Origin of the sequence: Aquimonas sp., from assembly GCF_044377145.1 — a bacterium.
Classification (GTDB): Bacteria; Pseudomonadota; Gammaproteobacteria; order Xanthomonadales; family Xanthomonadaceae; genus Aquimonas.
This window is the reverse complement of record NZ_JBILJQ010000039.1, coordinates 20,467-33,485: the sequence shown is the minus strand read 5'-3', so window position 1 is coordinate 33,485 and position 13,019 is coordinate 20,467. Positions and strand designations below refer to the sequence as shown.

Here is a 13,019-nt window from a genome sequence, read left to right as displayed (position 1 = left end):
ACTTAGACCTTTTCCACGGTGAGCGCGCCTGCGGGCGCCAGCGGCGCCGTGGCACCGTATGCGGTTTCGATCCACAGCGCGCCCTGCGGGACGCGCGCACTGATCTCGACCTGCAGGGTGGCCTGGCCGCGACCATCGCCCACCCGCGCCATCGCACCCGAAGACAGACCGGCCGCCAGAGCATCCGCGGGGTTGAGCCGCACGCGGGGGCCTTGAGTCAGGCTGTGCGCATTCAGCGGCAACGCGCGGCGCAGCACCGCGTCGCTGCAGTAGATCGGGGTGCTGGCGATGCGCTGCAGGCCCTGAACAGCCCCGCGCTTGGACAGCCCGGCACCCGATTCGACCTTGGCCTGCTGCACGTGGGCACGCAGACCGTGGATGTCGGTGAACTCGAAGCCCTGCAGCTTCAGGGCTTCACCCAGACCACGCAGCAGACGCCAACCAGGCCGCGCATCGCCAGGCGCCTTGGCACCGGGAGCAACCAGCTGCGTTTGGCCCTGTGCGTTGACCAGGCTGCCCTCCAGTTCGGGCAGCAGGGCGATCGGCAGGATCACGTTGGCACAACGCTTCAGGCTGTCGGTGACGAAGGCGCTGAAGGCCACGACCTGTTTGGCCTGCGACAGAGCCTGCAATGCGAGTGTGTTGTCGGCGAAATCGAACTCGGGCTCGACGCCATACAGCACGTACGTGGCGCGCGGCTGTTCCAGCATCGAGCGTGCATTCAAACCCGCCGGCAACACGCCGCTGCACGCCAGACCCAACGCGTTCGCGCCACGGCTCAGCTGATTGATTCTTGCACCGGTGACCCGGGCGATGGCTTTGGCCAATGCGCGCAGCCAAGAGCCATTGGCATGACCCTGAGCATTCTCTCCCAGTTGCACCAGCGCGCTCGAAGCTGACTTCAGCTGCTCTGCGATCGCGCGGCTGACTTCGTCCACCTGTGCGGCAGCAACCGTCTCCGCCAGTTCTGCCGGCAGATCAGCGGCCGTGCCGCCCGCAGCAACGAACACGCGGGCCAGGCTGTCGAGCATCGCGTCCGGCGTGCTGATCAGCTTGGCGCTGAGGCCGAAGTTGAAGTCGAAATCCACTGGATTGATCGCGCTGATCTTGGCGCCCGCTTTCCACGCTTTGCGGATGCGATGTCCGAGGATCGGGGCCTCGTGGCGCGGGTTGCAGCCCACCAGCAGCAGTGCACGCGCCTGCTCGATTTCCGGCAGGGACATCTCGAACTCGGCGGCCACCGGAGCATCCGCGAAGTCCAGAACGTCGAGGCGATGATCGATATGCCTCGACCCCAGGCCGCGCGCAACAGCAGCCAGCAGCGCACCTTCTTCGACTGTCGTGGAGGGATGCACCAGGAACCCGGTCTGCTCGCCCTCGGCCGCCTTCAGCAGCTGCGCGGCGCGGGCAATACCCTCTTCAAGACTCACTTCCTTCCAGCTGGCGCCGTCGCGAACCAAAGCCACGCGTGCACGATCCTCCGATACCAGACCGGTGTGGCTATAGCGATCACGGTCGGAGAGCCAGCTTTCGTTGACAGCTTCGTTCTCTCGCGGAACCACGCGCATCACTTCGCCGCGGCGCACATGCAGATAGAGGTTGGACCCCAACGCATCGTGATAGCCGAGAGACTCGCGCGCAGCGAGCTCCCAGGCACGGGCGCGGAAGCGGAAGGGCTTGTTGGTCAGCGCGCCGACCGGGCACACATCGATGATGTTTCCCGACAGTTCGCTGTCGATGTTCTTGCCAATGTAGGTGCCGATCTCAAGCCGATCACCGCGGCCCATACCGCCAAGCTCGTACGTACCTGCGATCTCACTGACAAAGCGCACGCACCGGGTGCAGTGGATGCAGCGAGTCATGTCGGTGGCCACCAGCGGGCCGATGTCTTCATCGGCAACCACGCGCTTGCGTTCAACGAAGCGGCTGACCGAACGACCGTAACCCATCGCCACATCCTGCAGCTCGCATTCGCCGCCCTGGTCGCAGATCGGGCAGTCCAGCGGGTGGTTGATCAGCAGGAATTCCATGACGTTGCGCTGCGAATCCAGCGCACGCTTGGACTGGGTGTAGATCTTCATGCCTTCCATCACCGGCGTGGCGCAGGCCGGAGCGGGCTTGGGCATCTTTTCGACGTCGACCAGACACATGCGGCAATTGGCCGCGATCGGCAGCTTCTTGTGGTAGCAGAAGCGCGGGATCGGAATGCCCGCCTTGTCGGCAGCCTCGATGATCATCGAGCCCTTCGGCACCGACATCGCGGTGCCGTCGATCTCCACCTTGATCAAGTCGGGCGCCACGTTGGGCGCGGTGGGGGCGGCGCTCATGCCTTCGCTTCCGGGAATCGGGAATCGGAAATCGGGAATCGTTCAGAGCGGGAACGGCCAAGTACCGGGGCATCAGCCCTACCGATTCCCGACTCCCGATTCCCGAATCCCGCGTCGCAACAGCGAGAAAGGCTCATGCGGCTACCCCCAATTGCGCTTCGACCATCGATCGCCCATTGGCGACGTAGTACTCGAACTCATGCCAGTAGTGGCGCAGGAAGCCTTGCACCGGCCACGCGGCGGCTTCGCCGAAAGCGCAGATGGTATGGCCTTCGATCTGGCCGGCGGCAGCCTTGAGCATGTGGATGTCTTCCACCGAGCCCTTGCCTTCCACGATTCGGTTGAGCACGCGGAACATCCAGCCGGTGCCTTCGCGGCAGGGCGTGCACTGGCCGCAGCTTTCCTTGTAGTAGAACTGCGAGATGCGGCGACAGGCCTTGACCATGCAGGTGGTTTCATCCATCACGATGACGGCGCCCGAACCCAGGCCCGAGCCCGCCTTCTGCAGGGCGTCGTAGTCCATGGTCAGTTGCATGATGGTTTCGGCCGGCAGCACCGGCATGGACGAGCCACCCGGGATCACCGCTTTCAGCGTGCGACCGCCTCGCACACCGCCGGCCATCGCCAGCAGATCCTTGAACGGCGTACCCAAGCGGATTTCAAAATTGCCCGGATTGCTGACGTGGCCAGATACCGAGAACACCTTCGGGCCGCCGTTGTTCGGCTTGCCGAGGTTGAGGAACCACTCCGGGCCGTTGCGGATGATCGCCGGCACGGACGCATAGGTTTCGGTGTTGTTGATCGTGGTCGGACGACCGAACAGACCGAAATTGGCTGGAAACGGCGGCTTGAAACGCGGCTGGCCTTTCTTGCCTTCCAGCGACTCCATCAGCGCAGTCTCTTCACCACAGATGTATGCGCCGGCGCCAAGCGCGGAATAGATATCGATATCGACGCCCGAGCCCAGCACGTTCTTGCCCAGCCAGCCGTTGGCGTATGCGTCTTTCAGCGCCTCTTCGAAGTGCTCGAAGGGCTCGTGATGAAACTCGCCGCGCAGATAGTTGTAGGCCGCCGTACTGCCGGTCGCGTAGCACGCGATCGCCATGCCCTCGATCACCGAATGCGGGTTGTAACGCAGGATGTCGCGGTCTTTGCAGGTGCCAGGCTCGGACTCATCGGAGTTGCACAGGATGTACTTCTGGCCGGGCGCGTTGCGCGGCATGAAGCTCCATTTCAGGCCGGCCGGAAAACCGGCGCCGCCGCGCCCGCGCAGACCGCTCTGCTTGACCTGCTCAATGACCTGCTCCTGCGGAATCTTGTCCGTCAGTATCTTGCGCAAGGCTTGGTAGCCACCGACCTTCAGGTAGCTTTCGTAGGACCACGGCGTATCGAAATGCAGCGTGGTGTAAACGACGTTGTGCTCTTGCGGTTCGGGTCCGTACGCCATTGCCTTCTCACCTTCTTGCTCTCTACCGCTCGCAGGATGGCGGGCGGGCTGCTGTGCAGGTCGCTGCGGCGCGGCGCCGGGTGGCGTCGCTGCCTGCGCGGCCTACTTCAGCGAATCCAGAATCGCGTCCATCGACGCCGCATCAAGACGCTCGTAATAGTGGCCGTTGACCACCATCATCGGCGCCCCGCAGCAGGCGGCGAGGCATTCCTCTTCGCGCTTGAGGTAGATCCGGCCGTCGGCGGTACTCTCACCGAGCTTGATGCCCAGACGTTTCTCGACGTGAGTCACCAGGTCTTCCGCCCCGTTCAACCAGCAGCTGATGTTGGTGCAGATCGCCACGTTGTTGCGGCCGACCGGCTGCAGCTCGAACATCGAGTAGAACGTCGCCACCTCGTAGGCCCACACCGACGGCAGATCCAGGTAGCGCGCCACGGCGGTCACCAGATCATCCGACAGCCAGCCGCCGTTCTGCTCCTGCGCAGCCATCAGGCCCTGGATCAAGGCCGAGCGCTTGCGCTCGGGCGGGAATTTGCCGACCCAGTGGTCGATGTGATGACGGGTGTGCTCGCTCAACAAGGCGAGCGGGTCGACCTCGCATACCGCTTCGAAGTTGCCGCTGGCCTTCATCGGTCGATCTCTCCAAACACCACGTCATAAGTGCCGATCATCGCCACCACGTCGGCCAGCATGTGACCGCGCACGATCGAATCCATCGAGCTCAAGTGGGCGAAGCCGGGCGCGCGCAGCTTGACCCGGAACGGCTTGTTGGCGCCGTCCGAGATCAGATAGCAGGCGAACTCCCCCTTGGGCGCCTCGACCGCTGCATACGTCTCACCAGGCGGCACGCAATAGCCTTCGGTAAACAGCTTGAAGTGATGGATCAAGGCTTCCATGTCGTCCTTCATCTCCTCGCGGGAGGGCGGCGACACTTTGAAGTTTTTCAGCATGACCGGGCCGGGATTCGCGCGCAGCCACTTGATGCACTGCTTGACGATGCGGGTGCTCTGGCGCATCTCTTCGACGCGGACCAGATAGCGGTCATAACAGTCGCCGTTAACGCCGACCGGAATGTCGAAATCGACTTCGGCGTACTTCGCGTAAGGCTGCTTCTTGCGCAGATCCCAAGCCACACCGGAGCCACGCAGCATCGGGCCGCTCATTCCCCACGCCAAGGCATGCTCGGGGCTGACCACGCCGATGCCGACAGTCCGCTGCTTCCAGATGCGGTTGTTGGTCAGCAGGGTTTCGTACTCGTCAATCTTCGACGGAAAGTCATCGGCAAACGCGTCGAGGAAATCGAGCATCGAGCCTTCGCGCCAGGCGTTGCGGCGCTGCAGATTCTTGCCCTTGGTCCACGGCGACTCGCGGTACTGCGGCATCCGATCCGGCAGATCGCGGTAGACGCCGCCCGGGCGGTAATAGGCCGCATGCATGCGCGCGCCTGAGACGGCTTCGTAACAGTCCATCAGCTCTTCGCGCTCTCGGAAGGCGTACAGGATGACCGCCATCGCGCCGAGGTCGAGGCCGTTCGACCCGACCCACATCAAGTGATTCAGGATGCGGGTGATCTCATCGAACAGGGTGCGGATCCACTGCGCCCGCTCCGGTGCCTCGATCCCCAGCAGTTGTTCGATTGCACGCACGTACGCGTGCTCGTTGCACATCATCGACACGTAGTCGAGGCGATCCATGTAGCCGATCGATTGGTTGAACGGCTTGGACTCAGCAAGCTTCTCGGTACCGCGATGCAGCAGGCCCACATGCGGGTCTGCACGCATCACCGTCTCGCCGTCCAGCTCCAGCACCAGGCGCAGCACGCCGTGGGCGGCCGGGTGCTGCGGACCGAAGTTCATCGTGTAGTTGCGGATCTGCTGCATGGCTTACTTGCCCTGCCCTGCGCTGCGTTCGGCCTGGGCCTGTTCGTAGCGGGAATCGTGGCGAACCACACGCGGCACGCCGACGCGCGGATCGATGCTCACCGGCTCGTACACCACGCGACCCTTCTCAGGGTCGTAGCGCACTTCGACATTGCCGATCAGCGGGAAATCCTTGCGGAACGGATGGCCGACGAAACCGTAGTCGGTCAGGATCCGTCGCAGGTCAGGATGACCTTCGAACACGATCCCGTAGAGGTCAAACGCTTCGCGCTCGAACCAGTTGGTGCCCGGCCAGATTTCGGTGACGCTCGGCACCACCGGCAGGCTGTCGTCCGCACCGAAACAGCGCACCCGCAGGCGGCGGTTGTGTAGGATCGAAAGCAGATGGAACACGGCGGCAAACCGACCCGCACCGCTGGACACAGCCGGCCGCTGCTGCCAGTTGAAGCGCCCAGGGCCGAAACCCTCGACACCGCGGGAGAAGCCCTCGTGCGAGATGTCGCTGGTGTCCCACTCGACATCGCCAAAACCGAGGTAGTCGACGCCGCAGACATCAACCGCTTGGTCGAACCGGAATTCAGGGTCATCGCGCAGGGTGCGGCAGACCTCCAGCAGGGAATCCGGCGCGACCTCGATCGTGGTCTCGTCACGCTCGCAGCTGCACTTGAGCAACTTGCCTTCGAAACGAATGCGCAGACGTTCTGCCAGCGGGGAGAGTTCGTTGGCCATGAGGTCAGCGCGCGATCGTATTGGTTCGGCGGATCTTCTTCTGCAGCTGCAGGATGCCGTAGATCAGCGCCTCGGCGGTGGGCGGACAGCCCGGCACGTAGACGTCGACCGGCACCACGCGATCGCAGCCGCGGACCACCGAATAAGAGTAGTGGTAGTAGCCGCCACCGTTCGCGCAGCTGCCCATGGAAATCACCCATTTCGGGTTTGGCATCTGGTCGTAGACCTTGCGCAGCGCCGGAGCCATTTTGTTGACCAGGGTCCCGGCGACAATCATGACGTCCGACTGGCGCGGCGACGGGCGGAAGATCACCCCGTAACGGTCCAGATCCAGGCGGGACATACCGGCGTGCATCATTTCGACCGCGCAACAGGCCAGACCGAAAGTCATCGGCCACATCGACCCGGTGCGCGCCCAATTCATCAGCGCATCCACCGAAGTGGTGACGAAGCCGCGCTCAAGCAGAGGGTTATCGCCTTCAGGACGCAGGATGTCGTCCAGCCGGCCGATCGGCTCAGGGTTGTGCAGCAGCTGGCTCACTCCCATTCCAGCGCTCCCTTCTTCCATTCGTAGACGAAACCGATCACGAGAATCCCCAGGAACACGGCCATGGCGGCGATCGCCGTGATGCCGATGTCCTTGAACACCAGCGCCCACGGAAACAGGAAGGCGATCTCGAGATCGAAAATGATGAACAGGATGGCGACCAGATAGAAGCGCACATCGAACTTCATGCGCGCATCTTCGAAGGCCTCGAAGCCGCACTCGTAGGGCGACAGCTTCTCGCCGTCGGGAGTGTTCGACTTGGGACCGAGCAGCCAGCCGAGTATCAGCAGGAGAACGCCGATACCAGCGGCAACGCCAAGAAAAAGCAGGATCGGCAAATAATCAGCCAACACGCGTCGCCACCTCCGCGCCGCCGCGGGCGCATCAGCGCAGCGGAGAGAGTGAAGCAGCTCCGCTGCCGTTCCAGAATGTTGGTGCCCAGGGCGGGACTCGAACCCGCACAGCTTACGCCGCTACCCCCTCAAGATAGTGTGTCTACCAATTCCACCACCTGGGCCAGGGACTGTTGAAGAAGCATCTGTGTGCTTGCCGCAACAGGAGTCGGATTGTATCAGGCGATCACTCGCCCGAATCACCCTCCGACGGGGGAACTTGCTCTGCTTCGACCGCTTCGACAGGCGCTTCCGCGGTGGTTTCAGCTGCGTCATCCGCGGCCGGAATCGCACTTGCCGCCGGCGCGGCGGTTGACGGTGGGATCTGTGCGTCTACCGGCGGCGCAGCCGTCGGGACAGCCGCACCCATCACACCGAGATCATCCGTGGCCGCCGGCAAGCCGCCGCGGGTCACATACATCGCCATGCCGAGGCTGATGATGAAAAACAGGGTTGCCAGAATCGCGGTCGACTTCGAAAGGAAGTTTGAAGCACCGCGCGAACCGAACACGGTCGCCGACGCACCACCACCAAAACCCGAACCTGCGGCCGCACCGGCGCCGCGCTGCAAAAGAATCATCACGATCATGGCCACAGAGACCAAGACGTAAAGGATGTTCGCGAGAGTGAGGACGGTTGAGGACATGGGACCCGGCGGCAAAGTTTGATTGGCTTCAGCGGATCACGGCAGCCGCCGCGATCCTGAGGAAGTCGGCGGCCGCCAGCGAGGCGCCACCCACCAGCCCGCCATCGACGTCCGGCTGCGCAAACAGCATGGCGGCGTTGTCGGGCTTCACGCTACCTCCGTAAAGGATGGCAAGCGAGTTCGCCATATTAGCATCGATCGCGGAAAATTGGCTACGGATGAAGGCATGGACTTCCTGCGCCTGCAGCGGAGTGGCGGTGAGCCCGGTGCCGATCGCCCAGACGGGCTCGTAGGCCAGGATGATCTCGCCCGCTGACTGCGCCGCCAACGTCAGAACCGGCGCGAGCTGCTCCAGCAAAACAGCCTCGGTCGCCCCCGCTTCGCGTTGCGCCTGGGTTTCGCCGATACAGATGATGGGACGCAAACCAGCATCCAGTACCGCCCGAGCCTTGCGCGCCACCAGTGCCGAGCTCTCGCCATGGTAGGCACGACGCTCGCTGTGTCCGACCAGGCAGCAGCCGACGCCGATGTCCGCAAGCATCCGCGCCGAAACTTCGCCGGTGTAGGCGCCACTGGCATGTTCACTCGAATCCTGAGCACCCACCCCGAGCAGCGAACCGCGGCAGGCGTCGACCACTTCTGCCAAGTAGACCGCTGGCGGGAACACAAGTAACCGCACGCCTTGATTCGGAGCGCCCGCAGCGATCTCGTCGACCAAGCCGCGCGCCTGCGATCTTGAGCCATTCAACTTCCAGTTGCCGGCGACGATCGGCGTGCGCATGCGTGGTTCTCCAATCTCTAGGGGAGCGGCGCAGGTGCCAGCGCGCGCGGGGCGCTGAGAATACGCGGCATCTGAAATTGGCGCAGCTGGCTCAAAACCAACTCATCCGCTCCGGGCCTTACACACCGCGAGGACGGGGAGGCCGCAGCCTGTCCCATCGCCGCAGAACTGCCGGCCCTGGTTCGCGACCGCCGAAGGTATGCCAACTCTTCCATCAGCGGTAGGTGATGTCTGCGCGCATTGGCGCCAACCGCTCCAGCAGCCGATTCTGGGCAGCGGAGGGCACTTTCTGCGCGCACATCGACTGCTGCAAGCACTCGACCAGGGCGTTGAAGTCCGCGTCGGCAAAACCATGGCCGGCGTGGCTCGCCTGCATGCTGTCGGCGGTGTAGATGCAGGGACCACCGCTTTGCGAGCAGAACTGCTCGATAAGCTTGCCGCGCAACCGCGAGACATTGGTATCCGCGAAATGGTGGCTGATGCGAGGGTCTTCGCTGATGGAGATCAACAAGTCGTCAACGATGCGCTCGATGCCAAGCGCGCCACCCAGTGCGTCGAACACACGCGGGTCGGGCGTGCGCGACGTCGCACCCGCAGCGCATCCAGCGAGCAACATGCGCGCGCCGAACAGCGCAGCCGCACACGAAGTGCGCCGCCGAGATCCACCTCCATGGCTCCGTCGGCGCGCGCGCTCGGCGCTCATGGAACACCTCTTGATGCAAGCCGATGCCGGGTCTGCATCAGGGCGAGCTCCGCTCATCCAGCAGCGGAAAGCGGAACTCGCGGGGCCACGGCCGCAGCGTTTCTGATCGATCGGACGGCTGAAAAGACAGCCCTGCCCCAGATCGCACCCGACCCGGAGCAGTACCCGCAGGCTCTCGATCGTTTCTACGCCTTCAGCGATCACCTCAAGCCCAGGCTGTGCCCCAGTTCGACTGCGATGCGCACGATCTCGGCATCGGCGCCGCCAGGAGTCAAAGCAAGCACGAAGCTCTTGTCGATCTTGAGCTCGTCGGTCGGCATCGGACGGATGGATTCAACGAAGCGCAATCGACATCAAGACCATGCAAAGACCGTGATGACGGCGGCGCCTTCACGCTGACTGGTAGACTCCGGCCGCATGAACAGCACGCTCCGCTACATCCTGATCACCGGCGCTTCCGCGGGCATCGGCGCGGCTCTGGCGCGTGAGTACGCGCGTCGCGGTCAGCCGGTGATTCTGCTTGCACGTCGAGTCGAGCGACTGCAGGCGCTCGCCGACGAACTCTCGCCACAGGTGGCGGTGGAGATCATCACGGCGGACCTGTCGGATCCGACCGCGCCGCAAGCGATCGTGGCCGAGCTGGCCCGTCGCGGACTGGAAGTCGAAACCCTGGTCAACAATGCGGGCTACGGCCAGCCTGGCGCATACCACGTGCCGAGCTGGGAAGCCCACGCGCGGTTTCTGCAGGTGATGATCCACTCGGTTTGCGAACTCACTTGGCGGCTGTTGCCGGCGATGCAGCAGCGGCAGTCGGGCTCGATCCTCAATGTCGCCTCGCTGGCGGGCCACATGCCCGGTTCGGCGGGACACACCCTGTACGCGGCCGCCAAGGCCTTCATGATCCGCTTCTCCGAATCGCTGGCGCTGGAGAACGCCGACCGCGGAATCCGCGTCAGCGCGCTGTGCCCGGGGTTCACGTATTCCGAGTTCCACGACATCACCGGCACCCGGCCGCAGGTGTCGCGGATGCCGCGCTGGATGTGGATGAGCGCCGAGGATGTCGCGCGCGAAGGCATCGACGCGCTGGAAGCGGGCCGGGTTGTGCACGTGACCGGCCGCGCGAACCGCTTGATCAAGGCAATCACCCAATGCCTGCCGGACAGCATCGCCCTGCGCCTGGTGCAGAAGCGCTCGCGCGATTTCCGATCGCTGGACTAGCCGGCCTTCGCAGCTGGGACGCAGGCCTAAGCCCGGGCCGCGCAGCTCGTTGATCGCGCGGGCCACGCTGCGCGCTGCAGGTCATCGGCACCGCATGCCCGAGGCCGGAAGGCCTGTGAACGCCGACGCCGCATGCCCGCATGAATGCCATGCCGCGTTTCGATGCCTTCCTTGCTCAATGCGGTCGACGGGCCATCGCGGGGCGCGAAATAAGCTGTGCCCGCCTGCCACTCGATGCCTCCCACCGTGCGGACTTGGCGCTCTGGTTGTGAAACAACAGCGGCCACTCGGACTGGTTCGACAGGTTGGCGCTCAACCGCGCTTAGATCGCAGCAAACGGATTCGACCCGCCCGCGCGGCGGTCGATGCACGCTGACCGTGGGCGCGCCCCGCGGTCAGCGTGGCGCAAAGCAGTGCCGCCAGCAGGATGTGCGCGGCCATAGGAATGATCAACAGGTTCGACATCGACTCCGCTCCGCGCTAGCGGTGCTGCGAAAGTCGAAGGCTCGCAGCCGGCCGGGCTCAGTTTTCTGTGGTCGGATCGGCCAACGCTCACGCAGCGGACCCGCGGGCGGAGGATTCCAGCTCAACCGGCGAAGCCGGGCCCTCGACCGGATTCGTCAGGGCCGGAATCGCGATCCTAACGCGACTGCGCCGACAGCGTCTCGGCCCCCATCGGATCGGCCAGGACGGCTCGGCGCGTCCACTGGAAGCATCGGAACTCGCCATCAAGGCGCCCTGACCGACCGCATCGTCCGCGCTGTCGATCTGCGGCACGTCCGCGCATCCAGGCGCGGGAGCAAATGCCTCCGACTGCCCGATCGAATCAGGCGAGAGCGCGGCGGACGCATCTGGCACTTCGCGCTCGCCTTCATGCATGCCCGTCATCCGCCGCCGTGTCGACGCCCAGCGCCAGCTTCAGCGCTGCGTAGGCCGCCAGCGCCTCGGCCCACGCCTGCACGGCACGCCGCTCGGCGGCGCGCAGTTCCAGTGCTGCGCCGAGGCCCAACACCCGGGCGTCGAGCCCCGCATCGACACGCTTCTGCATGCGCAGATGCGCCTGCTCCGCAAGGCGGGCTGCGTCTACGGCTTCTTCCCAGCCACTGCGCGCGGCATACCAGGCGCGCGCAGCGCCGTCGGCATCGGCGACGGCGCGCAGCACGGTGGCCTCGAACTCCGCGGCCAGTGCCTGCTCACCCGCCTGCGCAGCCGCTTCGCGAAGCCGGTTGCGGCCAAAGCTGAGCCAGTTCCATTCAAGGGCGGGGCCAATCCCCAGCGAGCGCGTGGCGGCCTCGCCGAACTGGCCCGGCAGGGCCACCGATGCGAGCGAACCCAGCAGAGTCAGCGACGGCCAGGACGCGCGCTCGGCGAACACCGTCTCGCCCATCGCTGCGCGCAGGCGCGCCTCGGCCATGCGCACGTCGGGGCGCCGATCGAGAAAGTCCGGCGGCAGTGCGTAGTCCTGGAGGTCCGGCAGCGCGCCGGGCTCGGCGGAAGCCTCCAGCCGCTCGCGCAGCGGATGATCGAGCAGCGGTGAGAGGCCGACCGCAGCCAGCAGCTGCGCGCGGGCCGCCTGCAGTTCGGCTTCGGCCGCAGCCTGTTCGGCCCGCAGCGCCGCATGCTCGGCTTCGATTTGCCACAGCTCGGGCGGCTCGGCGAGCCCACCCGCCAGTCGCTCCGCGGTGTCTCGCTTCCGCTGCTCCGACAGACGCAGCGCCTCGGCCAGCGAGCGCCGCGCCCACTGGCGCTCGCGCCGCAGGGCGTAGAGCCGGACGATCTCGGCGTCGAGCAGGGCTTCGGCCCCCGCCAGCGCAGCGGCTTCGGCGTCGACGCCGCGCGCGGCGATCGCTTGCGCGGTGCCCACGCGTCCGAACAGATCGAGCTCCCAGCGCACCGCGAGCCCGGCCTGCAGGATCTGACGCCGCGGCGGCCGCGGCGAGCCCTGATCGTAGGGGTCGGCTTCCGTCACCGAGAGCTGGCTCTCGCTGAGCTGGGCGCTCACGCCACCAGCGGGCGCCAGGCCGCGCGCAGCGAAGCCCGCCACGGCGCGCGCCGCGTCCAGCCGAGCGCGGGCGGCCTGCAGGTCCGGGCTGTTCTGTCGCGAGGCCTGCAGCAGGGCCACCAGCAGTGGATCGAAGGACCACGGTGAGCGCTCTACCGCAGCCTGCGAACTCACCGGAGTCGAAGCCTTGTCAGACTCAGGGCCAACGAGCCCGACGCGCTCGGCCGCCGAGTCGAGCATGGGTCGCGGCCGGACCGGCGCACAGCCGGCGGTGACAGCGATCAGGGCAGCCGCAAGGGCCACGCCCAGGGCAGATCGCAGCAGGGAACTGTCGAGATTCGACATGG

General features: G+C 65.3%; 12 protein-coding genes and 1 tRNA gene. 1 reads left to right on the top strand and 12 read right to left on the bottom strand.

What is annotated here, in order from left to right; translation table 11 throughout:
- Window positions 1-2 precede the first annotated feature (2 nt).
- The 11 genes from nuoG to ACIQ7H_RS12730 form a co-directional block, all read right to left on the bottom strand.
- Window positions 3-2,327, bottom strand: coding sequence for an NADH-quinone oxidoreductase subunit NuoG (nuoG, locus tag ACIQ7H_RS12780; protein ID WP_395792032.1), 2,325 nt, complete (start codon window positions 2,325-2,327; stop codon window positions 3-5).
- Between the two features lie 133 nt (window positions 2,328-2,460).
- Window positions 2,461-3,774: an NADH-quinone oxidoreductase subunit NuoF gene (gene nuoF / locus ACIQ7H_RS12775; RefSeq protein ID WP_395792030.1), complete on the bottom strand. Its 1,314-nt coding sequence runs from the start codon at window positions 3,772-3,774 to the stop codon at window positions 2,461-2,463.
- Between the two features lie 102 nt (window positions 3,775-3,876).
- The gene (nuoE, locus tag ACIQ7H_RS12770; protein WP_395792028.1) at window positions 3,877-4,404 is read right to left on the bottom strand and encodes an NADH-quinone oxidoreductase subunit NuoE; all 528 of its coding nucleotides are present in this window, start codon (window positions 4,402-4,404) and stop codon (window positions 3,877-3,879) included.
- Complete coding sequence (locus tag ACIQ7H_RS12765; protein ID WP_395792026.1) at window positions 4,401-5,654, bottom strand: NADH-quinone oxidoreductase subunit D; 1,254 nt, start codon at window positions 5,652-5,654, stop codon at window positions 4,401-4,403. The genes nuoE and ACIQ7H_RS12765 overlap by 4 nt, the downstream gene beginning before the upstream one ends.
- Window positions 5,655-5,657: 3 nt before the next feature.
- Window positions 5,658-6,383, bottom strand: coding sequence for an NADH-quinone oxidoreductase subunit C (locus ACIQ7H_RS12760; RefSeq protein WP_395792024.1), 726 nt, complete (start codon window positions 6,381-6,383; stop codon window positions 5,658-5,660).
- Between the two features lie 4 nt (window positions 6,384-6,387).
- Window positions 6,388-6,930: a NuoB/complex I 20 kDa subunit family protein gene (locus ACIQ7H_RS12755; RefSeq protein WP_395792060.1), complete on the bottom strand. Its 543-nt coding sequence runs from the start codon at window positions 6,928-6,930 to the stop codon at window positions 6,388-6,390.
- On the bottom strand, window positions 6,921-7,283 hold the full coding sequence (locus tag ACIQ7H_RS12750) for an NADH-quinone oxidoreductase subunit A (RefSeq protein WP_395792023.1): 363 nt from the start codon (window positions 7,281-7,283) through the stop codon (window positions 6,921-6,923). The genes ACIQ7H_RS12755 and ACIQ7H_RS12750 overlap by 10 nt, the downstream gene beginning before the upstream one ends.
- A gap of 79 nt (window positions 7,284-7,362) precedes the next feature.
- A tRNA-Leu gene (locus ACIQ7H_RS12745) sits at window positions 7,363-7,447 on the bottom strand.
- Window positions 7,448-7,509: 62 nt separating this feature from the next.
- Window positions 7,510-7,968 carry a preprotein translocase subunit SecG gene (secG, locus tag ACIQ7H_RS12740; RefSeq protein WP_395792021.1) on the bottom strand — a complete coding sequence of 153 codons (459 nt, stop codon included), beginning with the start codon at window positions 7,966-7,968 and terminating at the stop codon, window positions 7,510-7,512.
- Between the two features lie 28 nt (window positions 7,969-7,996).
- Window positions 7,997-8,749, bottom strand: a complete 753-nt coding sequence (gene tpiA, locus ACIQ7H_RS12735; RefSeq protein WP_395792019.1) for a triose-phosphate isomerase — start codon at window positions 8,747-8,749, stop codon at window positions 7,997-7,999.
- Window positions 8,750-8,963: 214 nt separating this feature from the next.
- Window positions 8,964-9,365 (bottom strand): group 1 truncated hemoglobin, encoded by a 402-nt coding sequence (locus ACIQ7H_RS12730; RefSeq protein WP_395792017.1) that lies wholly within the window; start codon window positions 9,363-9,365, stop codon window positions 8,964-8,966.
- A gap of 504 nt (window positions 9,366-9,869) precedes the next feature.
- Between ACIQ7H_RS12730 and ACIQ7H_RS12725 the strand changes: the two genes are divergently transcribed.
- Window positions 9,870-10,670 carry an SDR family NAD(P)-dependent oxidoreductase gene (locus ACIQ7H_RS12725; protein ID WP_395792015.1) on the top strand — a complete coding sequence of 267 codons (801 nt, stop codon included), beginning with the start codon at window positions 9,870-9,872 and terminating at the stop codon, window positions 10,668-10,670.
- 871 nt (window positions 10,671-11,541) lie between these two features.
- Here ACIQ7H_RS12725 and ACIQ7H_RS12720 read toward each other — a convergent pair.
- Window positions 11,542-13,017 (bottom strand): TolC family protein, encoded by a 1,476-nt coding sequence (locus ACIQ7H_RS12720; RefSeq protein ID WP_395792013.1) that lies wholly within the window; start codon window positions 13,015-13,017, stop codon window positions 11,542-11,544.
- Window positions 13,018-13,019: the final 2 nt, after the last annotated feature.